Origin of the sequence: Buchnera aphidicola (Brachycaudus tragopogonis), from assembly GCF_964059175.1 — a bacterium.
Classification (GTDB): Bacteria; Pseudomonadota; Gammaproteobacteria; order Enterobacterales; family Enterobacteriaceae; genus Buchnera; species Buchnera aphidicola_BM.
Window position 1 is genome coordinate 165,298 of the sequence record NZ_OZ060418.1, and the last position, 25,171, is coordinate 190,468.

Genomic DNA, 25,171 nt, shown 5'->3' on the forward strand with positions numbered 1-25,171 from the left:
GAGATGATATATTTATTAATGTATATAATATAGTAAGTTCTATCTTTGTATCATATGATGTAAATACATAAAATAATTTCCATATTTTTTTAAATATATTTTAATTTTTTTAGGATAGTATATGTTAAGAAATACAGAAACAATTAGTGAATGTTTATCTTTTTTTATTTTTATAGCTTTTTCCTTCGGTCTGTGTTTTTTTATGCTTTTTTTGAGTGCATTGTTAGGGGGTAAATCTTTATCTAGATATAAGAATACACCATTTGAATCAGGCATTGTATCAGTTGGAAATACTTATCTTCATTTTTCTGTAAAATTTTATTTGATCGCGATGTTTTTTGTAGTTTTTGACGTTGAAGCACTTTATTTATATGCATGGTCTATTAGTGTATGTGAATCGGGATGGACTGGATTTATTGAAGCAACTATGTTTATCATATCTCTTTTATTATCATTATTTTATTTAATTCGTATTAAGGCCTTAAATTGGTCATCCTAATATTTACCATTGTATTCAAAGCTTAAGATTATTATAAATTTACATCAATGAGATACAAAAAATGAGTTATAAAATGAATTATACTTTAACAAGAGCAGATACTGAAAAAAATAATAATAAGTATCCTAAAAGGATAATTGAATCTGCCAAAGATCCTGTGAAGGAATATTTAAAAAAAAATATTTTTATGGGTAAAATTAATGAATTAATACATAAATTGGTGAATTGGGGAAGAAGCAATTCTCTTTGGCCTTACAACTTTGGACTGTCGTGTTGTTATGTTGAAATGGTTTCTTCCTTTACTTCTGTACACGATGTTTCACGTTTTGGATCTGAAGTATTACGGGCATCTCCTAGACAGGCTGATGTTATGGTAATTGCTGGTACACCGTTTATCAAAATGGCTCCTGTTATTCAAAGATTATATGATCAAATGTTAGAGCCAAAATGGGTGATTTCTATGGGTGCATGTGCTAATTCTGGTGGTATGTATGATATTTATTCTGTTGTACAAGGAGTAGATAAATTTTTACCAGTAGATATTTATATTCCTGGTTGTCCACCTCGTCCTGAATCATATATACAAGCTTTAATGTTGTTGCAGAGATTAATAAAAGAAGAAAGAAGACCATTGTCTTGGATTGTTGGAGAACAAGGTATATATAATAAAAAAATGTTATCTGAAAGAATAAGAAAAAGAAACAAGCGAATTAATGTAGTAAATCTTCCAATTTCATAAAATTTTAGATGATATAAAAAAGTGAAGAAATACGAATTTTTTTAATATTAATAATATTTTTCTAGATAATTATATTAATAATAATATAATATTTTTTAAATTAAGTGAAATGAGAAATTTATGTCAGATTCAATGAAAAAAGATCATGATTTTTTTTTGAAACAAAATTCTGAAGAAAACTTAAATAATTCAGTAATAAAAAATTTATATGATTTTTTTGGTGAAGATTTTTGCTTTCATCAAATCACTTTAACCGGTTTTCCTATAATTTGGATCAATAAAACATTATTAATAGAAGTAGGAAAATTTTTATGTAATTTATCTCGTCCTTATATCATGCTTTATGATTTACATGGTGTAGATGAACGTATTAGATTACATCGTAATAATTTGCCTAAAGCTGACTTTTCAGTTTTTTATCATTTAATATCTATTGAACGCAATTCAGATATTATGATTAAGGTTCCATTATTCGAACAAGATTTAAGTGTACCAACATTGACTAGTTTGTTTTCTAATGCCAATTGGTATGAACGTGAAACATGGGATATGTTTGGTATCGTATTTGACAAACATCCCAACTTAACTCGTATTATTATGCCTAGTACCTGGATAGGGCATCCATTAAGAAAGAATTATGCTTCTAGAGCAACTGAGAATGAACCCTTCTATTTAAATGAACAAAAAGAAGATTTTCAAATGGAAGGACTAAAATTTAAACCTGAGTTATGGGGTATGACTCGTAAAAATGAAAATGTAGAATTTATGTTTTTAAATTTAGGGCCAAATCATCCTTCTGCTCATGGTGCTTTTAGAATTGTTTTACAATTAGATGGTGAAAATATTGTAGATTGTGTTCCAGACATCGGGTATCACCATCGTGGAGCTGAAAAAATGGCAGAGCGTCAGTCATGGCATAGTTATATACCATATACTGATCGAATTGAATATCTTGGGGGTTGTGTTAATGAAATGCCTTATGTTTTATCTGTAGAGAAATTAGCTAATATCTCGGTACCAGAAAAAGCAGAAGTAATTCGTGTAATGATGTCTGAATTATTTCGAATAAACAGTCATTTGTTATATATTTCTACTTTTATTCAAGATGTTGGTTGCATGACTCCTGTATTTTTAGCATTTACAGATCGTCAAAAAATATATGATTTAATTGAAGCAATTACCGGTGCTCGTATGCATCCTGCTTGGTTTAGAATTGGTGGGGTAGCTAATGATTTACCAAAAGGTTGGGATCGTTTGTTAAAAGAATTTTTAATGTGGATGCCAAAAAGATTAAAATATTATGTAAAAACTGCTTTAGAAAATAGCATTTTAATCAATCGATCAAAAGGCATTGCTAAATATAATAAAAAAGAAGCACTTCAATGGGGAGTTACAGGAGCAGGTTTGCGTGCTACCGGATTAAACTTTGATGTAAGAAAATGGCGACCATATTCTGGGTATGAAAATTATACTTTTGAAGTTCCAATAGGAGGAGGAATCAGTGATTGTTATTCAAGAGTAATGATTAAAGTAGAAGAAATTTATCAAAGTCTTATTATTTTAAAACAATGTTTAGATAATATGCCAGCAGGTCCTTTTAAATCAGATCACGTTTTGACGACACCTCCTGATAAAGAATCTGTTTTACAAAATATTGACACTATGATCTCTCATTTTTTACAAGTATCTTGGGGTCCAGTTATTCCAGAAAATGAAAGCTTTCAAATGATTGAAGCCACTAAAGGAATTAATAGTTATTACTTAATTAGTGATGGTGGTACGATGAGTTATCGTACTAGAATACGAACACCTAGTTTTCCACATTTACAACAAATACCTTCAGTAATTCGTGGAAGTTTAATATCAGATTTAATTGTATACTTAGGTAGTATAGATTTTGTAATGTCTGACGTGGATAGATAATTATGTATAAAAAAAAAATGAATTTCGAGAAATTTCTATAAAATTTATATTAACGAATGAAGAAATTAAGAAAATTGAAAATGAAAAAAAGTTTTATGAAAATGCTAGAGCTGTTTCTATAGAAGCATTAAAAATTGTTCAAAAAAAACGAGGTTGGATATCTGATCAAGCTATTTATGCAATTTCTGAAGTACTTCAAATTAATCCTAGTGAACTTGAAGAAGTAGCTACTTTTTATAGTCAGATTTTTCGTCAACCTGTAGGTCGTAATATTATTCGTTATTGCGATAGCGTAGTTTGTTTTATAACAGGTTATCAACAATTAAAAATTACTTTAGAGAATTATTTGAATATAAAAATAGGAGAAACTACTCAAGATAAACGATTTACTTTATTACCAGTCTGTTGTTTAGGAAATTGTGATAAAGGTCCAACTATTATGATAAATGAAGATACGCATTCCTTTTTAACTCCAGAATCTATACCGCATTTACTGGAATCATATAAATGAAAAAAATTTTGCGTCTTGAAGAAACTCATCCTTTAACTTGGAGGTTAAGAGATGATAAAAAAACTATTTATATTAAAGAATATTGTGAGAAAAATGGTTATTTAGCTTTAAAAAAAGCATTAAAAAATATGCTTCCAGAAGATATTATTAAAACAATACAAGAATCAGGTTTAAAAGGAAGGGGGGGCGCTGGATTTTTAACCGGTTTAAAATGGAGTTTGGTATCTCAAAGTAAATTTTCTACAGACTGTCGCTATTTAGTATGTAATGCAGATGAAATGGAACCAGGTACATATAAAGATAGACTTTTGATCGAAAATATTCCTCATCAATTAATTGAAGGAATGATATTAAGTGCATATGCTTTAAACGTTTCTCGTGGTTACATTTTTTTAAGAGGAGAATACGTTCAAGCTGAATATATTTTAAAAAGATCTATACAAGAAGCCATAAAATTAGGTTATATTGGTTCTAATATTTTAGGGAGTGATTTTAATTTTGAATTAATTATACATACTGGAGCTGGTCGATACATTTGTGGAGAAGAAACAGCTTTACTAAATTCTTTAGAAGGTCGGAGAGCAAATCCTAGATTTAAACCACCGTTTCCAGGAGTGTTTGGTTTATGGGGAAAACCAACATGCGTTAATAATGTTGAAACATTATCAAACATTCCATGTATTATATTAAATGGTATTAATTGGTATAAAAGTTTATCGAATAGTATTGATACGGGTACTAAACTAATGGGATTTTCAGGAAAAGTAAACAATCCAGGTGTTTGGGAGCTACCTTTTGGTACTACTGCTCGTGAAATTTTAGAAGACTATGCTTGTGGAATGCAGTCGGGTTTATCTTTGAAAGCTTGGCAGCCTGGTGGTGCCGGTACAGATTTTCTAACTGAAATGCATTTAGATTTACCAATGGATTTTAATCATATTAGAAACGCCGGTAGTCGATTAGGAACAGCTCTTGCTATGGCTGTTGACCATAAAATAAACATGGTATCTCTAGTATATAATTTAGAAAAATTTTTTGCTCGTGAATCATGTGGTTTATGTACTCCATGTAGAGATGGACTTCCATGGATTGTTAAAATATTAAAAAGTTTAAAAGACAACCAAGGACAAAACAATGATATAAAAACTTTAGAACAATTATGTCTTCATTTAGGTCCAGGAAAAACATTTTGCGCTCATGCACCCGGGGCAATAGAACCTTTACAAAGTGCCATAAAATATTTTCGTCATGAGTTTGAAGCTGGAATTAATACAAAAAAAACAGATTTAAATAAAAAAATTATTGGAATTCAATCTAACCATTTTAGTTGAAATGTTTAAATTTTTATATACATTTATCTAAATAAAAGTTTTTGGAATTATTTTATCATGGCTATCATTTATGTAGATAAAAAAATATATGATGTTGATCCATCAGATAATTTGCTTCAAGCATGTTTATCAGTAGGTATCAACATTCCTTATTTTTGCTGGCATCCTTTATTAGGTAGTGTTGGAGCATGTCGTCAATGTGCTATAACACAGTATAATAATTTTGAAGATAATACAGGTCGCTTAGTTATGTCTTGTATGACTCCTGTTACAAATGGAGCTATCTTGTCTATTAATAATAGTGAATCAGAATTGTTTAGAAGTGCTATAATAGAACTATTGTTGACTAATCATCCACATGATTGTCCAGTATGTGAAGAAGGTGGCCATTGTCATTTACAGGATATGACTGTAATGAACAAACACAGTATACGTCATTATAGATTTAAAAAAAGAACACATAAAAATCAATATTTAGGATCTTTTATTAAGCATGAAATGAATCGCTGTATTACATGTTATCGTTGTGTTAGATACTATAATGATTATGCTGATGGTATAGATTTTGGTGTATATGGGGCTAATAATAATATTTATTTTGGACGTATAGAAGATGGTGCTTTAGAAAATGAACACTCAGGTAATTTAATAGAATTATGTCCTACTGGTGTATTTACTGATAAAACTCATTCTAAAAGATATAATCGTAAATGGGATATGCAATACGCTCCAGGAATATGTAATAATTGCAGTGTTGGTTGTAACATTAGTATCGGAGAACGTTATGGTGAAATACGTCGAATAGAAAATAGGTATCATGAAAATATAAACCATTATTTAATTTGTGATCTCGGTCGTTTTGGATATTTACACTATAATTTAAATACTCGTCCGAAACAACCTGTTCATCATGATAAAGAATCAACCATATTAAACTTTAAACAGGCTATAGAACTCGGGGTGACTTTTTTAAAACGGTATAAACGAATAATTGGTATTGGTTCTACTAGGTCAAGTATAGAAAATAATTTTGCTTTACAAGAACTAGTAGGAGAAGAAAATTTTTCTAATGGAATGTGCGAAAAAGAACAAAATTGTAGTAGATTGATTTTAAACGTTTTAAAAAATAATGATATATATATACCATCTTTAAAAGAAATTGAAAGTTATGATGTAATTTTAATTTTAGGAGAAGATTTAACACAAACATCTCCTCGTGTTGCTTTAGCAGTACGCCAAGCAGTTAAGAAAAAAGCACAAGATATTGCAAGTTTATATGGAATACCTAAATGGAATGTTTCTCCTCTTAAGCAAGTTGTAGAAGATCACAAAAATTCTTTGTATATTATGCATACGCATGAAAATAAATTAGATGATGTTTCTGAATGGTCTTATTTTGCATCAATTCATGAACAAATAAATTTAGCATCTGCTATTGCTTATGAATTAGATAATACTTTACCCCCAGTTTTAAACTTAAATGTTTTTTTAAAAAATCAAGCATTATTAATTGCTAATCGTTTAATTTCATCTAAAAAAGCATTAATTATTTCAGGTTCACATTCCTTTAGTAGTTCTATTATACAAGCATCTATAAATATAGCTAAAGCTATTAAAATGCATACTTTGAATCATCATGTTGGTCTTACTTTTTTAACGCCTTCATCAAATACTTTAGGAGCAGCAGTCATTGGAGGTATGTCTATAGAATCTGCGTTAGAAAAATTCAAACAAGAAAAAGCAGATGCCATAATTTTTATGGAATACGATATATATCGTTTTATCTCGGAATATGAATGTAATTTTTTTCTAAAAAATAAAGAAAAAATCATGACTTTAGATCATCAAAGTACTGACACTTATAAAAGATCTGGATTAACTTTTCCTGTATCTAATTTTACAGAAAGCTCTGGTACTATAATAAATTTTGAAGGAAGAGCACAACGTTTCTTTCAAGTGTATGATCCTAGTTTTTATGATAAAAATAATTCTTTATTTGATAGTTGGAAGTGGTTGCACTTTATTAAATCAAAAACTAATAATGTAGAAGTATCTTGGTCTATTTTAGATGATGTGATAAATGCATATACCAAGAAATATACAATATTAAAAAAAATTCAAAAGAAAGAATTAGATTCTAATTTTCGTATTCACGGTCAAAAAATTGCCCGTTCTCCTATTCGTTCTAGTGGTAGAACAGCTTTGCGTGCTAATATTGATATTCATGAATCTTCTCAACCAAAAGATTTAAATACTATATTTTCGTTTTCTATGGAAGGATATAATCAACCTAATAAATCTGTATCTCATATTCCATTTGCTTGGTTTCCCGGATGGAATTCTCCTCAAGCATTGAATAAATTTCAAAAAAAAGTAGGTGAGAGTTTAATATCTGGAGACTCAGGAACACATATTTTTAAAAATAATGAAAAAATAATAGAAACTTATTCTAAGTTGATTCCAAGAGATTTTATAGAAGAAAAATACTGGTATATAATTCCTTACTATCATATTTTCGGAAATGAAGAATTAACTCAATATTCATCTACAATACAAGAAAACATTCCTTTAGAATATGCTTTAATTGGTCTACTAGATGGAATTGAACTAGGTTTAAAAAAAGATTCTATAGTAGAATTTAATTGTTTAAATAAAGACTATCGTTTATCAGTACGATTTTCTAAACATTTAAATAAAAAACAGATAGGTTTACCTATAGGAAGAAAGGGATTTCCTATCTCTCTTGTTGGTAAAAAAATTAAATTTTTACAGGAATTTATTAGATGATTTTTTTAGAAGCACATGCATTAAGAATAATTTTTTGTTTTTTAAAAGTTATTTTTATTTTATTTTTAACAGTATTTTTTGGTGCTGTTTTAAGTATTGTTGAGCGTAGATTATTAGCAGTATTTCAGAATAGAAATGGACCTAATCGAGTAGGTTGGATGGGAAGCTTACAATTGTGTGCTGATATGATCAAAATTTTATTTAAAGAAGATTGGGTTCCTCCATTTAGTAAAAAATTTATTTTTATTTTATCACCTATTATTGCGTTTGTTTCTTTGCTATGTGTTATTCCAATAATTCCATTTACTTCTAATTTTGTTATTATTGATTTAAATATAGGAATTTTATTTTTTTTAATGATGGCTGGGTTGTCTGTTTATTCTGTATTATTTGCAGGTTGGTCTAGTAATAATAAGTATGCATTATTAGGAGCTATGCGTGCTTGTGTTCAAACTTTAAGTTATGAAGTTTTTTTAGGATTATCATTAATGGGTGTGGTAGTTCAGTCTGGATCTTTTAAAATAATAGATATCATTAATAGTCAAAAAGAAGTTTGGAATGTTTTTCCACAATTCTTTGGTTTTTTAGCTTTTTTTATAGCAGGTTTAGCTGTATGTCATAGACATCCTTTTGATCAGCCTGAATCTGAACAGGAATTAGCGGATGGTTATCATATTGAATATTCTGGTATGAAGTTTGGTTTATTTTTTATTGGAGAATACATTTCTATTATTATAATTTCATTATTGATTGTAACAGTTTTTTTTGGTGGCTGGTTTGGGCCATGGTTGCCTAGTTTTATTTGGTTTTTCTTTAAAACCTTGTTTTTTATTTTTTTATTTATTTTAATTCGTGCTTCTTTGCCCCGACCAAGATATGATCAAATGCTATCATTCGGATGGAAGATTTGTTTACCATTAACATTATTTAATTTGTTGCTAACTGCTTTTTTTATATTGTTGTAAATTTTAAAAGAGACTTTTTTATTTATGATTTTAAAAAACATTATTATCGGATTTTTAACGCAAATAAGAAGTATTTTAATGATTGGTTTAAATATTTTTTCAAAATCTGAAACTCAATCATATCCAGAAGAAAAGGTAAATTTATCTTCGCGTTATCGAGGCCGTATTATATTAACACGTAATTTAGATGGAAATGAACGTTGTGTTGCTTGTAATTTATGTGCAGCAGTTTGTCCTGTAGATTGTATTTCTCTTCAAAAATCTGAAAAAACTGGCGGTCGTTGGTATCCAGAATTTTTTAGAATTAATTTTTCTCGTTGTATTTTTTGTGGTTTGTGTGAGGAAGCGTGTCCAACGGCTGCAATTCAATTAACTCCAGATTTTGAATTATCTGACTTCCAAAGAAAAGATTTAATATATGAAAAAGAGGATTTGTTAATTTCTGGTCCAGGAAAGTATCCGGATTATAATTTTTATGATTTTTCTGGTGTTTCTATAAAAGGAAAAAATATAGGTGTATTAAATAGTGAATCTAAACCTGTTAACGTAAAGGATTTATTGCCATAAGGAGATTTTATGGAATTTGTTTTTTATATATGTTCATTTGTAGCAGTTATTTCTACTTTTTGTGTAATTATTCAAAAAAATGCAGTGTATTCTCTATTATATTTAATAATTTCACTTTTATCAATATCTGGTGTTTTTTTTTCACTTGGCGCTTTTTTTGCAGGTGCTTTAGAAGTTATTATTTATGCTGGAGCTATTATAGTATTATTTGTTTTTGTTGTTATGATGCTTAATCTCGGTGACAAATATGATATAAAAGAAGCAAAATATTTAAAGCCTCATTTTTGGATCGGACCTAGTTTATTATCATTAATATTATTTTTATCAATGACTTATACGATATTTTTTTTAAAAGAAAAAAAAATAGTAGGAATTTTAATTGATTCTAAAGCAGTAGGTATTAGTTTATTTGGTCCTTATGTATTATTAGTTGAATTATCTTCAATTCTTTTATTATCTGCTTTAGTTGTTGTATTTCATATTGGTATAGAAAAAAAATCAATCAAACATAAATCATCATAATTAATGTTTATAAGGATTATCATTAATGATTTCTTTATTTCACGGGTTATTTTTATCATTAATATTATTTATTTTAGGTTTAACATCTTTAATTGTACGACGCAATATATTATTTATGTTAATTAGTTTAGAAATAATGATGAATGCTGCTGGATTAGCATTAATAGTAGTAGGTAGTTATTGGCAACAAGTAGATGGTCAAATAATGTATATATTTGCTATTACTTTAGCTGCATCAGAAGCAAGCATAGCTTTAGCATTATTGCTTCAAATTTATAGACGTTGGAAAACATTAAATATTGATATTTTAAGTGAGATGCATGGATGAATATTATTTTCTTCATAGTTTTGTTTCCACTAATTGGATTTTTATTTTTATCTTTCAATCAAGGCTTAATATCTAAAAAAAAAGCATCAAAAATAGGTATTTATTCAGTATTTATATCATTTTTAATTACTTTTTTCTATATTTTTATCTTTATTAAAAACACGGACAAAGTTATTGTTCAAAAATTATGGCAATGGATATCTATTTATAATTTTAAGATTGATTTTTCCTTTCTATTAGATGGATTATCTTTAAGTATGTTATCTGTAATTACAGGTGTAGGTTTATTAATACATATTTTTTCTTCTTGGTATATGGAGAAAAAAGAAGGTTGTTCACGTTTTTTTGCATATACTAATTTATTTATAGCAAGTATGTCCGTTTTAGTATTATCAGATAATTTTTTATTTATGTATTTAGGATGGGAAGGAGTTAGTGTATGCTCTTATCTATTAATTGGTTTTTATTACACAGATTTCAACAATAATTATTGTGCTCTTAAAGCTTTTATTTTAACTAGAATTTCTGATGTTTTTTTAATGATAGCAATGTTTTTAATATATCAAGAATATGGTACTTTTAATTTTCAAGAAATTAAATTTTTATCAACTTTTTTAAATATAGAAAATTGCCATATTTTAAATTGGATTACATTTTGTTTATTAATAGGTGTCTTGGGGAAATCAGCACAGTTACCATTACACACTTGGTTATCGGATGCAATGGTTGGGCCTACTCCTGTTTCAGCTTTGATTCATGCAGCTACTATGGTTACAGCTGGGGTTTATTTAATAGCTAGAACTCATTTTTTATTTTTATTAACTCCAGATATATTATATCTTGTAAGTTTAGTTGGTACACTAACAATATTAGTTTCTAGTATATCTGCTTTATTTCAGAGTGATATAAAACGTATTTTGGCTTATTCTACGATGAGTCAAATAGGGTATATGTTTTTAGCACTTGGAGTTCAGGCGTGGAGCGCGGCAATAACGCATTTAATTATGCATGCTATTTTTAAAGCGTTATTATTTTTATCTGCAGGTTCATTAATTCTATCTTGTAACAATGAAAAAAATATATTTAATTTAGGAGGTTTACGTAAAAAATTACCTTTTTTATATATTAATTTTATAGTTGGAGGTGCTTCTTTAGTTTCTTTTCCCTTAGTTACAGCTGGTTTTTATAGTAAAGGTAACATTTTATTTAGTGTGTTACAAAGTGGTCATATTAATTTATTTTTAATTTCTTTATTTTGTTCTTTTTTGACCGCTATTTACACATTTAGAATGATTTTTGTTGTTTTTCATGGAAAATCTATTTGTACGGCTACTTCCTATTCTAGTTTTGGACACAATATACCATTATTAATTCTTTTATTTTTTTCTACAATTTTTGGATCATATATTGTTCCGCCATTATCTTATGTACTTCCTCCATATAATTTATTCATAGATAATAAATTTTTGTTTGAAATAATATGTAGTATATTGTCTATTTCTGGAATATATTTTTCTTATTATTTTTGGATTAAAAATACATATTGGATTGATAAATGTTTGCAATTTAATTTAATAAGATATATTTCTTCTTTTTTTTTAAAAGGTTGGGGATTTGATTTTTTTTATAATAGATTTTTTTTAAATTTTTATTTATATATAGCACAACTACTATCTCTTGATCCATTTAATAAAGTTATGTATTTTTTTATAAAAATAGTAGATATATTTAATTTTTATTTACTAAAGATAAGTAATGGTTATATAAGATGGTATATAACTTCAATGGCATTAGGTGTAAATTTAATTTTTATATTAATTTTACTTTTTTAGTTTATTGTAAAATAAATTATTTTATAACAATAAAAAATTATTAATTAAATAGTTATAGTGAATATATAGGAATATACTTGTAATGTTACTTTCTTTGTTAATTATCATTCCATTTTTTAGTAGTTTTTTTTCTTTTTTTTCTTATAATTTGAATAAAAATGCTCCTCGTTGGATTGCACTAATAGGAATTATACTAACTCTATTAGTAATTATTAAAATATCAATGCAGGAAAATGATTATTTTTTCCAAGTAACACATTATCCTAATTGGAATTGTCAATTCATTATACCGTGGATACCAAAATTTGGTATTTCATTTAACATTGCAACTGATGGTTTGTCTATTGTTATGCTTGTTTTTGCTTCTTTATTATCAATTATATCTATTGTATGTTCGTGGAATGAAATTAAAATAAAAGAAGGTTTTTTTTATTTTAATTTTATGCTTGTGTTTACTGGGATAATTGGTATTTTTATTGCTGTAGATCTGTTTTTATTTTTCTTTTTTTGGGAAATTATTTTAATTCCTATGTATTTTTTAATTGCATTGTGGAGTGATAAAGAAAAAAAAGAAAATAGCTATTTTGCTGCGAACAAGTTTTTTATATATGGACAAATTTCTGGATTAATATTGTTATCATCTATTTTATTATTAGTTCTTAACTATTATAAAATTACTCATATTTTAACTTTCGATTATAACTTACTGTTAAATCAATCAATAAATCAATATGTAGAATATATTATAATGTTAGGATTTTTTTTCGCATTTGCTATAAAAATGCCTATTATTCCCTTTCATGGATGGTTAGCAGATACGCATGTTCAATGTCCATCTTGTGGTGCAGTAGAGATTATTGGCATTTTATTAAAAACTGCTCCTTATGCATTTTTGAGATATAATTTAGTACTTGTTCCTCATGCAACAGAAAAATTTGCTTCCATTGCAATGTTTTTAGGTCTTATCAGTATATTTTATGGTGCTTTTATTGCTTTTTCTCAAACAAACATTAAACGTTTAATTGCTTATTCTTCAATTTCTCATATGGGATTAATTTTAATTGCTATTTATAGTAATAATGAGATATCTCTACAGGGTGTAGTAATTCAAATGTTATCAAATAGTGTTTCTACTGCTGCTTTATGTATTTTGTCTGGTCAACTTTATCAACGCTTAAAAACTCAAGATATGCGTCTAATGGGAGGTTTATGGTCTTATGTTTACTGGATTCCAGGTTTTACTTTGTTTTTTTCTCTTGCAAATTTAGGAATACCTGGAACAGGAAATTTTATTGGTGAATTTTTAATTTTGTCTGGTCTTTTTCAATTTTTTCCACTTACATCTATATTAGCTACTATTGGTATAGTTTTTTCTTCTATTTATTCTTTAAATATGATACATAAAATATTTTATGGTTCATCTAAAAAAGTTTTACCGATGTTTTTTTTAAACAAGAAAGAATTATGGACGATAATAGTGTTAATTATTACATTAGTTTTTTTAGGTATCAATCCTCAAAAAATTATAGATGCTTCATATAATTCTATACATAACATTTAGTAAGAATTTAATTATTCTATTTTAAAGATAAGGTTGTGATTGGCAATGACAATAAATTTACAACAACTAATAGCATTGTTGCCTTTTTTAATTGTATTATTCACTTTAGTAACAGTTGTATTATCTATTTCTTATAATAGAAATTATTTATTTATTTCTATTCTTAGTATAATGGGTTTATTATCTGCATTATCTTCATTGTATTTTTCAAGTAAAATTGTTCCAATAGATATAACTTTTTTGTTTCATATTAATAGTTATTCTATTTTTTATATCGGTATGATTATAATTGCAAGTATTAGCACATGCATTTTTGCGTATCCATCGCTATTAAGATATCCATTTAATAAAGAAGAATTTTATTTATTGATACTGATTTCTACTTTGGGCGCCATGTCATTAATTATTTCGAACCACATGTCGTCTTTTTTTATCAATATTGAACTAACATCTTTACCAATATTTGGTTTAATTGGGTATTCTAGTTATAAAAAAAAGTCTTTAGAAGCTTCATTTAAATACGTTATTTTATCTGGTGTTGCATCTAGTTTTTTATTGCTTGGTATTGCCTGGGTGTATTCTGTTTGCGGTGATTTAAGTTTTATGTCTATAAATAGTATTTTGAATGCAGTATCTTTAAATGAAAAAGTAGTTTTATTGTTTGGTTTTAGTATGATACTTTTATCTTTATTCTTTAAATTATCAATTGTGCCGTTTCATTTATGGACTCCTGATATTTATCAAGGTACTCCTGCCTTAGTATTATCTTTTTTTTCTACTGTTGGGAAAATTTCTATTTTTTCTGTGTTATTACATTTATTATCGCATGTTTCTTTTTCAAATTATAACCAGTTATACCTTGTAATATCATTATTTACTATTTCTTCTATGTTGTTTGGTAATATTATGGCTCTTTTCCAAAAAAATTTTAAGAGGTTTTTAGGATATACATCAATATCGCAAATGGGATATCTTTTTGTAGTATTGCTGGTATTAGATAATAATTATGTATTTTCTTTAGAAGCTAGTAGTATATATTTGTTTTCTTATTTATTCAGTAATATAGCATGTTTTGGTATTATCGATTTTATTTCTAGTTTAGATCAAAAAAATAATTCTAATTTAATATCTTCATATCGAGGATTTTTTTGGTCATATCCAGTTTTATGTAGTATTTTAACGCTTGTTCTACTTTCTTTAGCTGGACTTCCAATGACTTTAGGATTTATAGGAAAATTTTATATATTATCAATTATTATTAAAGAAGATTTATGGATAGTGGGATGTACATTTTTAGTATCTACGTTGTTAGGTATTTATTGTTACTTGAGAGTGATTATTAATTTATACTTAAGTTCTTCACAAGTATTAGAGAAAAAAGATTCAAACAATTTAGCATATGTTTCTTCTAAAATAGTAATAATTTTTACGGGAACAATATTATTAATATTAGGAATATATCCGAATCCATTAATTAGTTTACTTAAAATATGCTCATTATTTTGATATTAAAAATTTTTTTATAAAAATAGGATTAAGATTAGTGATTTATATTCCTTTTACCCCATTACTTTGGAGTATTTTTTTTTTCTTGATTGTAATTATATTTGCAATAGATAATTACATATACAAAGATAATAAAATACAGGAAAAGTCTTTAAAACATTCTTTTTTTTGTTATTCTTATTGGTTTTTTTTATCTTTGTTTTTTATTTTATTTTTTTGGTTTGTAACGTATAAGAATGAAAGTAGTACAGTTGCTAATAAAAACGTTATATTATTTTTTACTGGATATTTATTGGAAGTGTTACTTTCAATTGATAATGTTTTTGTTTGGTTTCTTGTTTTTAAATCATTAAAAATTCCAATTATTTTTCAAAAGAAAGTATTATTGTATGGTATATGGAGTGCGGTAATCTTACGTTTTGTTATAATTTTTTATGGACAAATATTATTTTCTAAATATCATTGGATATTGTATTTTTTTGCTATGTTTTTTTTAGCAACTAGCTTAAAAATTATTTTTTTTAACAGTAAAAACAACAGTCAAAATGATTCACAAGAAAAAAATATTGGAATGTTTTGGATTTCTAATTTTTTTAGAGTTTCTCAAGATGTTCATGATAAAAAATTTTTTTTTGTATTAAATAAAAAATTATTTATTACTCCTTTATTATTATCTTTAATTATAATAGAGTTAAGTGATATTATTTTCTCAATAGATAGTATTCCTGCTATTTTTTCTATTACTGATAATTTTTTTATTATAGTGACTTCAAATATTTTTGCAGTTTTAGGTTTAAGATCTATGTATTTTTTTATATCGACTATAGTGGAAAAATATCCTGAAATTGAATATGGATTATCAGGCGTATTAATTTTTATTGCATTAAAAATATTACTCGAAAAATTTGTTGTTATATCAACAATGATTACATTATTGATAATATTAATAATAATAATGCTTACGTTAATCATTAACAAATTTTTAAAATTTAAAAAACATTAATTTTTTTATAAAATGTATTATAAATATTCATGATACTTTTCATTAAAGAATTATTCGAATAATGTACATATTTTTATAAGTCAATTAAATGTACAACATACTTAAAATATGATTTTTTTAGTATTTTTAAAAAATTTTTTTTTATATTTTTTATTCCATTTTTTGTATAAAATAATTATAAGACTAATATGCGAAAAAACAACTCCTTGTCCATTTGGTTGAAATATTTAGAAAAAATAGATAAAAAGGTAGTATTTAATCTTAGTAAATTAAAATTTATCGCAAAAAAATTAAACTTATTAAATTCAAAAGCATTTATTTTTACTGTTGCAGGTACTAATGGTAAAGGTACAACTTGTGCAATGTTAGAAACATTACTGTTAAATTCAGGTTATCAAGTAGGATTATATACTTCGCCTCATCTTATTAATTATTTAGAGCGAGTTCGTATTAATGGTTCTATTCTTGATGCAGAAGAGCATATTTCTTCTTTTAAATATATAGAGTTAGTAAGATGTTCCTATTTATTAAGTTATTTTGAATTTATTACACTTGCAGCATTGTTTTTATTTCAAAAAAAATCATTAGATATTATAATATTAGAAGTAGGTGTAGGTGGACGTTTAGATGCTACTAATATTATTGATTCTGATTTATCTATTATCACTAATATAGGAATAGATCATACTTCTGTATTAGGGTATAATCGTTTAAGCATTGCTCGTGAAAAATCTGGTATTTTTAGAAAAAATAAAATTTCTGTAATTGGAGAAATAGATATTCCAGACTCTATGAAAAATATAGCTAAAGAAAAAAAAACTATACTAAAAAAAATTAATAAAGATTGGTTTTGGAATAAAAAAAATCATTATTGGAATTTTATACATCCTGACATTGAATTATTTAGTTTGCCATTGACTCATATACCACTTTCTAATACAGCTCTTGCTTTATCTGCATTATATTATGCTGGTTTTAAAATTACTGAAGAAGTTATAAGAGCATCTATTTCTAGAGTAAAATTACCAGGTAGATTTCAAATTATTTCTAGTTTTCCTTTCATTATTGTTGATGTAGCACATAATCCTGACGCTGCTTTATATTTATTTAAAAAGATAAATGATTTAGATATTAAAGGAAAAATATATGCATTGATAGGTATGTTAGAAGATAAAGACATTTCAGGAATAGTTCATCCTTTTAAAAAAATAATTAATTATTGGTATGCTGCACCTTTAAAAACAAGTCGTACTGCCACTTCAGAAAAATTAAAAAAAAATTTACCTTCTGGTAACACTATAGTATTAAATAGCATTCATGAAGCCTATAAAATAGTAAAGCTATCATTAAAAAAACAAGATGCTATTTTAGTTTTTGGTTCTTTTTTAACTGTATCAGAATTTATTTCTGCAAAAAACATAGAAGATAAAACAGATATATCAAAAATTTAATTTTGGAAATTTTATGTTTTTATTGGATTATATTATTATTGCTACTATTTTTATTTCAGTATTTTTAGGTTTATTACGTGGTTTTTTACAAGAATTCATCTCTTCTTGTTTTTGGTTTTTTACTTTTTATTTTTTTTATAAATATTATTATTTTAGTTCTTTTTATACAAATGCTTTACAAAATATTTTTTTTAAAAAAAATATTTTAATACTTAATGTAATTTTTTTTTTATTTTAAAAAAAATGTTAAATTATTCTTTAAAAAAAATCATACATAAAATAAATATTTTTTATTTAAATGTTTTTTTAGGAGGTGTTTTTGGCATATTTCGTAGTGTGCTATTAGTTTTTGCGTTTCTTTTAATTTTTAAACATTTAAGTATAATAAGTTATAATTTTTATATAGACCATTCTTTTTTAATTAATATATTTTTTAAAATTGTAAAATTATTTTTGATATTTTTCAAACAACTAAGCACATTATTAATATAAAAATATAAAGCATGATAGTGTGCTTAGCATTTGATATATTAAGTTAATATAAAAATATATTAATGTTCAAACATAGCAGAAATAGATTCTTCATTACTAATTCTTCGTATTGCTTCAGCTAACATACCTGCTAAAGTAAGTGTGCGTACATTTGGTAGTGATTCAATTTTTTCTGATAATGGAATTGTATCACATACAACAACTTCATCGATCATAGAATTTTTTAAGTTAGTAGAAGCATTTCCAGAAAAAATAGGATGTGTTGCGTATGCAAAAACTCTTTTTGCTCCTCTTTCTTTTAACGCTTCTGCAGCTTTACAAAGAGTACCTCCTGTATCAATCATATCATCTACTAAAATACAATCTCTATTTGCTACATCACCAATAATATGCATAATTTGAGATATGTTAGCACGAGGTCTTCTTTTATCAATTATTGCCATGTCTGTATCATAAAGCAGCTTAGCTATTGCTCGAGCTCTTACTACTCCACCAATATCAGGGGAAACTACAATCGGATTTTTGAGTTCTCTTTGGAGCATGTCTTCTAAAAGAATTAAACTTCCAAATACATTATCTACAGGAACATCAAAAAAACCTTGTATTTGTTCTGCATGAAGATCTACTGTTAGTACGCGATCTACTCCAATACTAGATAAAAAATCTGCAACTACTTTTGCTGTTATAGGAACTCTTGCTGATCTTACTCGACGATCTTGACGAGCGTATCCAAAATATGGTATTACTGCAGTAATTCTACCAGCAGAAGCTCTTCTTAAAGCATCTACCATTACAACTAGTTCCATGATATTGTCATTAGTTGGCGCGCAAGTAGATTGAATAATAAAAACATCACCACCTCGTACATTTTCATTTATTTGTACACTAATTTCACCATCGCTAAATCTACCTACAGCTGCATTCCCTAAATTAATATATAATCTATTCGCAATAAATTTTGCTAATTTGGGAATAGAATTCCCAGCAAAAAGTTTCATATCAGGCATAAAAAACCTTATTTTTTATCGTCTATTTTTGATTAGTAAACAATATCTTTTTTATAAAGCATTTTGTGTAATGGTGAAATATTAACACTTTTTGAGATAAATCCTTTCATATTTTTAGGAATTAAAGCAAGAATTTTTTGTGCAGATTTCTTATCATTGAATTCAGAAAAGATACAAGATCCGGTGCCTGTCATACGTGATGGTGCATGTTCAGACAACATTGAAAGTAATTTTTTTATATGAGTAAATTTTTGTGTTACTATATTTTGAAAATCATTACTGAAAGGTTCTTTTAATAATATTTTAATAGATTTTTTAGGAGTATTTTTTTTTAAAAAAGGGCTTGAAAACATATTTTTTGTTAATATCTGAGTATTAGGATATATAATTAAATACCACTTTTCTTTTTGTTTAAATGGATATAATATTTCTCCTATACCTTCAATAATTGCTGTATTTCCCATAATGAATCCAGGTACATCTGTTCCTATTTTTAAACCTAATATAGATAGTTCTTCTAATGTAAATTTTATATTCCATAATTTATTTAAAACAATTAAAGTAGTTGCGGCATTAGAAGATGCTCCTCCTAATCCGCTTCCTATAGGTATTCTTTTTTTTAAAAATATTTTAGCTCCAATATTAATATTATTTATTTTTTCGTAAAATAATCCTTGCTCTCTTAATAATTTAGCCGCATTTATAATACTATTTTGAATATTGATCAGAGATTTTTTGTGAGTAAATAGTTTGATATTACCGGTTTTATTAGGAATTATTTTTAATGTATCTCCATAATTAAGTAATTGAAATAAAGTCTGTATATAATGATATCCATCTATACGTGTTCCGGTTACGTATAAAAATAGATTTATTTTTGCAGGAGATGGCCATGTATATATCATTTTAAGATTCATCGGTTCATTAAAATGTTTGTTTAATGTCAGTTTTTAAAATTACAATAAAAAGATTAAAACATGATATATATTATAATATATATATTAATTTTAAAAAAATTTTTTTTATATATGTTACATTAACTTTATAAAAAAAGTTTTTTATCAATTAATAATTATTTTTAAAAAGATACTAATAGATGGAAGAATGTTATGAATAATTCTATTTTTAATAAATTACAATTTTTACGAAATCGTTATCAAGAAATTGAAATCATGCTCACTCAAAAAAATATTATATCAAATCGCGAACGTTTAAAAACTTTATCTCAAGAATATTTAAAACTTGCTGAAATTATTAAATATTTTATCCAGTGGGAACAAGTAGAAGTTGATATTAAAAATATTAATTCTTTATTTGAAGATGTAGAAATGCAAGATATGGCAGCAGAAGAACTATTTTTATTTAAAGAAAAAAAGAAAATATTAGAAGATAAAATTCATAAATTGTTGCTACCTGAAGATCCTAATGATAAAAATAGTTGTTTTATTGAGATTAGAGCTGCGACAGGTGGAGATGAATCTTCTATTTTTGCTGGTGAATTGTTTAGAATGTATACACGATATGCTGAATCTTATTCATGGAAAATAGAAATTATGAGTGTTAGTGAAAGTGAAAAAGGAGGTTTTAAAGAAATTATTGCAAAAATTACGGGGAAAGGTGCATGTGGTCGTTTAAAGTTTGAATCTGGTGGTCATCGTGTACAAAGAGTCCCAGAAACAGAATCGCAAGGAAGGGTTCATACATCAACTTGTACTGTTGCTGTTATGCCTGTCACTCCCAAAGCAGAAAAAGAAGAAATTAATATTTCAGATTTAAAAATAGATACTTTTCGTTCTTCTGGTGCTGGAGGACAACATGTTAATACTACTGATTCTGCAATTCGAATTACTCACATTCCTACTGGAAATGTAGTAGAATGTCAAGATGAACGATCACAACATAAAAATAAAGCAAAAGCATTATCTATTTTATCAGCTCGTGTTTATGCTGCTAAATTAGAAAAAAATCATGAAGAAAATTCTTCTATGAGACGTATTTTATTAGGTAGTGGTGAACGTTCTGATAGAAATAGAACATATAATTTTCCTCAGAATAGAATTACAGATCATAGAATTAATCTTACTATATATAAACTGGATGAAGTATTACAAGGAAAATTAGATTTTCTAATTGAACCAATAATTCAAGAACATCAAGCAGATATGCTTTCTTCTTTATCTTAATTAAAAAATATGAATATTTTAAAGTGGTTAAAAAAATCTATTAAGATTTTATCTTATGTTGATAATCCTAAATACGAAGCTGAATTTTTATTAAGCTATGTTTCGAAACATAATCGTAGTTTTATTATAACTTCTGATACAATTAAACTGACTCAAAAACAATATCAATATTTAAATTATTTAGTTTATCGTAGATCTTTAGGAGAGCCTATAGCTTATATAATAGGAGAAAAAGAATTTTGGTCTTTGTCTTTATGTGTTTCATATGATACTCTTATTCCAAGGCCTGATACAGAAATTTTAGTAGAACAAGTGTTATTTAAAATTCAAAGTAAATTTACTTTAATTCTTGATTTAGGTACTGGATGTGGAGCTATTTCCCTGGCTTTAGCGAAATCTTGTTCTCATTGTCACGTTATTGGTGTTGATAAATCAAAAAAAGCTCTTGATATCGCTCGCATTAATGCATGTAAATTAAATATAAAAAATGTTTCTTTTTTATTTAGTAATTGGTTTTCGCATATAAACGAAAAATTTGATATTATTGTAAGTAATCCACCATATGTTAGTAAAAAAGAAATTAAGTTTTTTAAAAAAGATATTTTTTTTGAACCATTTAATGCTCTTATATCAGATAAAAATGGACTTTTAGATATTGAATATATTATAAAACAAGCAAAAAAATATTTATTTATTGGAGGATGGTTGTTAATCGAGCATGGATGGCAACAAAAAATAAAAGTACAATCTTTATTTAAGCAATATAATTTTTTTGAAGTGCAATCTTATAAAGATTATGGAGGTAATGATCGTGTGACGATTGGAAAAAAATATAATGAATAAAAATTAATTGCTTTTTTAAAAAAAAGTTTTTAAAAATATGTTGTATTAACAACAATAAAAAATGTTATATTTTAATATCAATTGTATATTGATCATATAATTATACTTATTGTTAATTAAATTTTTAATTATTTAAAAAATATTAATATTGCTAATAATATGAAAGTTTCTTCTAATATTGACTTTTCTACATTATCACTTTTTGAATCTATGATTAAAGCTTCTCAAGTCATTCGAGAAGATTTTCCTACAATTTTTGTTCGATCTGAATTAAAACATAGAATACAAGAAGCTAAATCTTACGTATCATCTGAATATGAACCAAATCGAAAATTAGAAAAATTACTAGAGTTGTTTTATGTTCATTGGAATTTTGGTGGTGCAAGTGGCATTTATCAAGTTTCAGATACATTATGGATTGATAACGTATTGAAAACACGTAAAGGTACTGCAGTGTCCTTAGGAATTTTATTCCTGCATATTGCTCAAGAATTAAAATTACCATTGAATCCTGTTATATTTCCTACACAGCTTATTTTAAGAGCTGATTGGATTAATAAAAAAAAATGGTTAATTAATCCTTTTAATGGAGATATATTAGATCAGCATACATTAGAAGTGTGGCTAAAAGGTAATATCAGTCCAACAGCAGAATTATATGAAAATGATTTATATAAATCTGAGTCTATTACTGTTATTCGAAAAATGCTAGATATTTTAAAATCTGCGCTAATGGAAGAAAAAAAAATGGAGTTAGCATTAAATGTAACTAATTTGTTACTGCATATTGATCCTAATAATCCATATGAAATTCGTGACAGAGGATTAATATATGCACAATTAGAATGCAATCATGTTGCTTTAACAGATTTAATTTATTTTGTAGAACATTGTCCTGAAGATCCAATTAGCGAGATTATTAAAGTACAAATTCATTCTATTGAACAAAAAAAAGTAATATTACATTAATATTAATCTTATTTATTGTGTAATTGGTCCATTACGCTTATGTGATGAATTTAAGTATAATTTTTCAATTATTTTTTTGCTAATGGCATCTATTTTTTTTCCTTCTAAATAAGAATCAATTGTGTTATATGTCACACCTAAAACAGACTCATCGTCTTTCTGTGGATAGTTTTCTTCTAGATCTGCCGTAGGTTTTTTTAGATATAAATGTTTAGGACAATTTAATTTTTGTAATAGTAGTCGACCTTGTTTTTTATTTAATTTAGAGATAGGATTAATATCTGTTCCATTATCTCCATATTTTGTAAAAAATCCAGTAATAGTTTCTGCTGCATGTCCTGTTCCTACCACAAGACCTTTTTTTACTGCAGCAATACTATATTGTACTTTCATCCTTTCTCTAGCTTTTTCGTTTCCTTTAATATAATCTGAAATAATAATACCTGATTTTTTTAACGATTTTTCACTATTTAAAACTGCGTTTTTGATGTTTATATTGAAAATGCAATCTGGATATATAAAGTTAAGTGCATCTTGACAATCTTTTTCATCACGTTGAATTCCATATGGTAATCTTAACGCAATAAATTGATAAGTCATATCTTTTGTTTCAGATCTTATTTTTTCAATAGTCATTTGACATAATTTTCCTGTTAATGTAGAGTCTTGCCCCCCACTAATACCAACTATTAAAGATTTTAAATAAAGATGTTGCAATAAATATTGTTTTAAAAAATTCACACAATTTTTAATTTCTACTTCGGGTATAATTATTGGTTTTACTCCTAGTAGTTTAATAATTTTTTTTTGAAGATTCATATCTTTCTCATATTTTGTAGATCTTTTATTAGTGATATATTAAAGATCAAATACTTTTTTAAACTATTTTAATTATATATTATAAAAAATGGATGAAAAATTGAAAAATTTAATTTTTGTACTAAATTGTGGTAGTTCTTCTATAAAATTTGCAATATTAAACCCATATAATAAAAGAAAATATTTATCTGGTATAGTAGAACGTTTATTTTTACCAGAAACATATATTACATGGCAATGTTCGGGAACAAAATATAAAAAAATAATAGGTTCAAATATTACTCATGAATATGCCTTAAATTTTATTTTAGATCAAGTATTATTAGCAGAAAAAGATGTTTTTAAGAAATTGATAGGTATTGGACATAGAGTCGTGCATGGAGGAACTAAAATAAAAAAATCAATCTTAATTGATGATAATATTATTCAGTGTATTCAAGATGCAGTTTCTTTTGCTCCATTACACAATCCAGCAAATTTAATTGGTATCAAAACAATTATACAAAAGTACCCGGCATTATCAAAAAAAAATGTAGCTGTTTTTGACACATCTTTTTATCAAGATATGCCTAAATCTTCTTTTTTATATGCTATTCCTTATAATTTTTATAAAGAATATGGTATTAGACGCTATGGTGCACACGGTACTAGTCATTATTATGTAGCCCGAAAAATTTCTCTTATTTTAAATAAAAATTTTAACTCTTTAAATGTTATAACGTGTCATTTAGGTAACGGTGCTTCTGTTTCTGCTATTTGTAATGGTGTATGTGTAGACACTTCTATGGGATTGACTCCTTTAGAAGGATTAGTGATGGGCACAAGGAGTGGGGACATAGATCCTTCAATTATTTTTTTTATGAACAAAAATTTAAATATTAGCATTAACGATATTGAAACTATTTTAACTAAGAAATCAGGATTATTAGGTTTAAGTGGTGTTAGTAGCGATTTTCGTTATTTTGAAAAAAATTATTATTTAAAAAAAGAAGCTAAGAGATCTGTAGATATTTTTTGCCATAGATTATCTAAGTATATTGCAGCTTATACAACTTTGATGGACAATCGTTTAGATGCTGTAATTTTTACAGGAGGTATTGGTGAAAATGTGCCTTTGATAAGAGAACTTACTCTTTCTAAACTATCTTTATTAGATTTTAAAATTGATATAGAAAGAAATTTATCTACTGTAAACGGCGCGTCTGGATTGATTACTGAATATAATTCACGTCCGGTATTTGTTATTTTAACAGATGAAGAATTAGCTATAGCTGAAGAAACAATTAGCATTATCAATAAAAAATAATTTTTTTAATAATTTATGTTAATCTAA

General features: G+C 26.2%; 22 protein-coding genes. 19 read left to right on the forward strand and 3 right to left on the reverse strand.

The window, feature by feature from the left end:
- The first annotated feature begins 121 nt into the window (after positions 1–121).
- The 15 genes from ndhC to folC all read left to right on the forward strand — a co-directional run bounded on the left by ndhC (position 122) and on the right by folC (position 17,525).
- Positions 122–499 carry an NADH-quinone oxidoreductase subunit A gene (gene ndhC / locus AB4W64_RS00795; RefSeq protein ID WP_367678160.1) on the forward strand — a complete coding sequence of 126 codons (378 nt, stop codon included), beginning with the start codon at positions 122–124 and terminating at the stop codon, positions 497–499.
- A gap of 73 nt (positions 500–572) precedes the next feature.
- Complete coding sequence (locus AB4W64_RS00800; protein WP_367678161.1) at positions 573–1,238, forward strand: NADH-quinone oxidoreductase subunit B family protein; 666 nt, start codon at positions 573–575, stop codon at positions 1,236–1,238.
- Between the two features lie 120 nt (positions 1,239–1,358).
- A complete protein-coding gene (nuoC, locus tag AB4W64_RS00805; RefSeq protein WP_367678162.1) occupies positions 1,359–3,161 on the forward strand; it encodes an NADH-quinone oxidoreductase subunit C/D in 1,803 nt (600 codons plus the stop codon).
- A 31-nt stretch (positions 3,162–3,192) separates the two neighbouring features.
- Positions 3,193–3,672 carry an NADH-quinone oxidoreductase subunit NuoE gene (nuoE, locus tag AB4W64_RS00810; RefSeq protein ID WP_367678288.1) on the forward strand — a complete coding sequence of 160 codons (480 nt, stop codon included), beginning with the start codon at positions 3,193–3,195 and terminating at the stop codon, positions 3,670–3,672.
- The gene (nuoF, locus tag AB4W64_RS00815) at positions 3,669–5,003 is read left to right on the forward strand and encodes an NADH-quinone oxidoreductase subunit NuoF (RefSeq protein WP_367678163.1); all 1,335 of its coding nucleotides are present in this window, start codon (positions 3,669–3,671) and stop codon (positions 5,001–5,003) included. Before nuoE ends, nuoF begins: the two co-directional genes overlap by 4 nt.
- Positions 5,004–5,060: 57 nt before the next feature.
- On the forward strand, positions 5,061–7,790 hold the full coding sequence (gene nuoG, locus AB4W64_RS00820) for an NADH-quinone oxidoreductase subunit NuoG (protein ID WP_367678164.1): 2,730 nt from the start codon (positions 5,061–5,063) through the stop codon (positions 7,788–7,790).
- Positions 7,787–8,755: an NADH-quinone oxidoreductase subunit NuoH gene (gene nuoH / locus AB4W64_RS00825; protein WP_367678165.1), complete on the forward strand. Its 969-nt coding sequence runs from the start codon at positions 7,787–7,789 to the stop codon at positions 8,753–8,755. Before nuoG ends, nuoH begins: the two co-directional genes overlap by 4 nt.
- A 24-nt stretch (positions 8,756–8,779) precedes the next feature.
- A complete protein-coding gene (gene nuoI, locus AB4W64_RS00830; protein ID WP_367678166.1) occupies positions 8,780–9,322 on the forward strand; it encodes an NADH-quinone oxidoreductase subunit NuoI in 543 nt (180 codons plus the stop codon).
- A gap of 9 nt (positions 9,323–9,331) precedes the next feature.
- Positions 9,332–9,844 (forward strand): NADH-quinone oxidoreductase subunit J, encoded by a 513-nt coding sequence (gene nuoJ / locus AB4W64_RS00835; RefSeq protein ID WP_367678167.1) that lies wholly within the window; start codon positions 9,332–9,334, stop codon positions 9,842–9,844.
- Between the two features lie 25 nt (positions 9,845–9,869).
- The gene (gene nuoK / locus AB4W64_RS00840) at positions 9,870–10,172 is read left to right on the forward strand and encodes an NADH-quinone oxidoreductase subunit NuoK (protein WP_367678168.1); all 303 of its coding nucleotides are present in this window, start codon (positions 9,870–9,872) and stop codon (positions 10,170–10,172) included.
- Positions 10,169–12,004: an NADH-quinone oxidoreductase subunit L gene (gene nuoL / locus AB4W64_RS00845; protein WP_367678169.1), complete on the forward strand. Its 1,836-nt coding sequence runs from the start codon at positions 10,169–10,171 to the stop codon at positions 12,002–12,004. Before nuoK ends, nuoL begins: the two co-directional genes overlap by 4 nt.
- 82 nt (positions 12,005–12,086) lie before the next feature.
- The gene (locus AB4W64_RS00850) at positions 12,087–13,565 is read left to right on the forward strand and encodes an NADH-quinone oxidoreductase subunit M (protein WP_367678170.1); all 1,479 of its coding nucleotides are present in this window, start codon (positions 12,087–12,089) and stop codon (positions 13,563–13,565) included.
- 45 nt (positions 13,566–13,610) lie between these two features.
- Positions 13,611–15,071 (forward strand): NADH-quinone oxidoreductase subunit N, encoded by a 1,461-nt coding sequence (locus AB4W64_RS00855; protein ID WP_367678171.1) that lies wholly within the window; start codon positions 13,611–13,613, stop codon positions 15,069–15,071.
- Positions 15,072–15,108: 37 nt separating this feature from the next.
- The gene (locus tag AB4W64_RS00860; protein WP_367678172.1) at positions 15,109–16,074 is read left to right on the forward strand and encodes a TerC/Alx family metal homeostasis membrane protein; all 966 of its coding nucleotides are present in this window, start codon (positions 15,109–15,111) and stop codon (positions 16,072–16,074) included.
- Between the two features lie 188 nt (positions 16,075–16,262).
- Positions 16,263–17,525 carry a bifunctional tetrahydrofolate synthase/dihydrofolate synthase gene (gene folC, locus AB4W64_RS00865; protein ID WP_367678173.1) on the forward strand — a complete coding sequence of 421 codons (1,263 nt, stop codon included), beginning with the start codon at positions 16,263–16,265 and terminating at the stop codon, positions 17,523–17,525.
- A 551-nt stretch (positions 17,526–18,076) separates the two neighbouring features.
- On the opposite strand, the gene AB4W64_RS00870 is transcribed toward folC, so the two are convergent.
- Both AB4W64_RS00870 and ispE read right to left on the reverse strand, forming a co-directional pair.
- Positions 18,077–19,024 carry a ribose-phosphate pyrophosphokinase gene (locus tag AB4W64_RS00870; RefSeq protein WP_367678174.1) on the reverse strand — a complete coding sequence of 316 codons (948 nt, stop codon included), beginning with the start codon at positions 19,022–19,024 and terminating at the stop codon, positions 18,077–18,079.
- A 32-nt stretch (positions 19,025–19,056) separates the two neighbouring features.
- A complete protein-coding gene (gene ispE / locus AB4W64_RS00875) occupies positions 19,057–19,941 on the reverse strand; it encodes a 4-(cytidine 5'-diphospho)-2-C-methyl-D-erythritol kinase (RefSeq protein ID WP_367678175.1) in 885 nt (294 codons plus the stop codon).
- Positions 19,942–20,133: 192 nt separating this feature from the next.
- Here ispE and prfA point away from each other — a divergent pair, with 192 nt between their 5' ends.
- The 3 genes from prfA to sirB1 all read left to right on the forward strand — a co-directional run bounded on the left by prfA (position 20,134) and on the right by sirB1 (position 23,019).
- Positions 20,134–21,207, forward strand: a complete 1,074-nt coding sequence (gene prfA / locus AB4W64_RS00880; protein ID WP_367678176.1) for a peptide chain release factor 1 — start codon at positions 20,134–20,136, stop codon at positions 21,205–21,207.
- A 9-nt stretch (positions 21,208–21,216) separates the two neighbouring features.
- Positions 21,217–22,050: a peptide chain release factor N(5)-glutamine methyltransferase gene (gene prmC, locus AB4W64_RS00885; protein ID WP_367678177.1), complete on the forward strand. Its 834-nt coding sequence runs from the start codon at positions 21,217–21,219 to the stop codon at positions 22,048–22,050.
- Between the two features lie 159 nt (positions 22,051–22,209).
- Complete coding sequence (gene sirB1 / locus AB4W64_RS00890) at positions 22,210–23,019, forward strand: invasion regulator SirB1 (RefSeq protein ID WP_367678178.1); 810 nt, start codon at positions 22,210–22,212, stop codon at positions 23,017–23,019.
- Between the two features lie 12 nt (positions 23,020–23,031).
- Here the strand turns inward: sirB1 and nadE are convergent, their stop codons facing one another.
- Complete coding sequence (gene nadE, locus AB4W64_RS00895) at positions 23,032–23,838, reverse strand: ammonia-dependent NAD(+) synthetase (RefSeq protein ID WP_367678179.1); 807 nt, start codon at positions 23,836–23,838, stop codon at positions 23,032–23,034.
- Positions 23,839–23,926: 88 nt separating this feature from the next.
- Here nadE and AB4W64_RS00900 point away from each other — a divergent pair, with 88 nt between their 5' ends.
- Complete coding sequence (locus tag AB4W64_RS00900; RefSeq protein ID WP_367678180.1) at positions 23,927–25,144, forward strand: acetate kinase; 1,218 nt, start codon at positions 23,927–23,929, stop codon at positions 25,142–25,144.
- The last annotated feature ends 27 nt before the right edge of the window (positions 25,145–25,171 follow it).

Bases quoted from the DNA above. Each gene is read 5' to 3' on its own strand.
- nuoC (WP_367678162.1), top strand. From the start codon at position 1,359: ATGTCAGATTCAATGAAAAAAGATCATGATTTTTTTTTGAAACAAAAT.
- AB4W64_RS00855 (WP_367678171.1), top strand. From the start codon at position 13,611: ATGACAATAAATTTACAACAACTAATAGCATTGTTGCCTTTTTTAATT.
- prmC (WP_367678177.1), top strand. From the start codon at position 21,217: ATGAATATTTTAAAGTGGTTAAAAAAATCTATTAAGATTTTATCTTAT.
- sirB1 (WP_367678178.1), top strand. From the start codon at position 22,210: ATGAAAGTTTCTTCTAATATTGACTTTTCTACATTATCACTTTTTGAA.
- nuoI (WP_367678166.1), top strand. From the start codon at position 8,780: ATGATTTTAAAAAACATTATTATCGGATTTTTAACGCAAATAAGAAGT.
- AB4W64_RS00850 (WP_367678170.1), top strand. From the start codon at position 12,087: ATGTTACTTTCTTTGTTAATTATCATTCCATTTTTTAGTAGTTTTTTT.
- nuoL (WP_367678169.1), top strand. From the start codon at position 10,169: ATGAATATTATTTTCTTCATAGTTTTGTTTCCACTAATTGGATTTTTA.
- nuoH (WP_367678165.1), top strand. From the start codon at position 7,787: ATGATTTTTTTAGAAGCACATGCATTAAGAATAATTTTTTGTTTTTTA.
- nuoJ (WP_367678167.1), top strand. From the start codon at position 9,332: ATGGAATTTGTTTTTTATATATGTTCATTTGTAGCAGTTATTTCTACT.
- AB4W64_RS00870 (WP_367678174.1), bottom strand. From the start codon at position 19,024: ATGCCTGATATGAAACTTTTTGCTGGGAATTCTATTCCCAAATTAGCA.
- nadE (WP_367678179.1), bottom strand. From the start codon at position 23,838: ATGAATCTTCAAAAAAAAATTATTAAACTACTAGGAGTAAAACCAATA.
- prfA (WP_367678176.1), top strand. From the start codon at position 20,134: ATGAATAATTCTATTTTTAATAAATTACAATTTTTACGAAATCGTTAT.
- nuoG (WP_367678164.1), top strand. From the start codon at position 5,061: ATGGCTATCATTTATGTAGATAAAAAAATATATGATGTTGATCCATCA.
- AB4W64_RS00800 (WP_367678161.1), top strand. From the start codon at position 573: ATGAATTATACTTTAACAAGAGCAGATACTGAAAAAAATAATAATAAG.
- AB4W64_RS00900 (WP_367678180.1), top strand. From the start codon at position 23,927: ATGGATGAAAAATTGAAAAATTTAATTTTTGTACTAAATTGTGGTAGT.
- ispE (WP_367678175.1), bottom strand. From the start codon at position 19,941: ATGAATCTTAAAATGATATATACATGGCCATCTCCTGCAAAAATAAAT.
- folC (WP_367678173.1), top strand. From the start codon at position 16,263: ATGCGAAAAAACAACTCCTTGTCCATTTGGTTGAAATATTTAGAAAAA.
- nuoF (WP_367678163.1), top strand. From the start codon at position 3,669: ATGAAAAAAATTTTGCGTCTTGAAGAAACTCATCCTTTAACTTGGAGG.
- nuoK (WP_367678168.1), top strand. From the start codon at position 9,870: ATGATTTCTTTATTTCACGGGTTATTTTTATCATTAATATTATTTATT.
- ndhC (WP_367678160.1), top strand. From the start codon at position 122: ATGTTAAGAAATACAGAAACAATTAGTGAATGTTTATCTTTTTTTATT.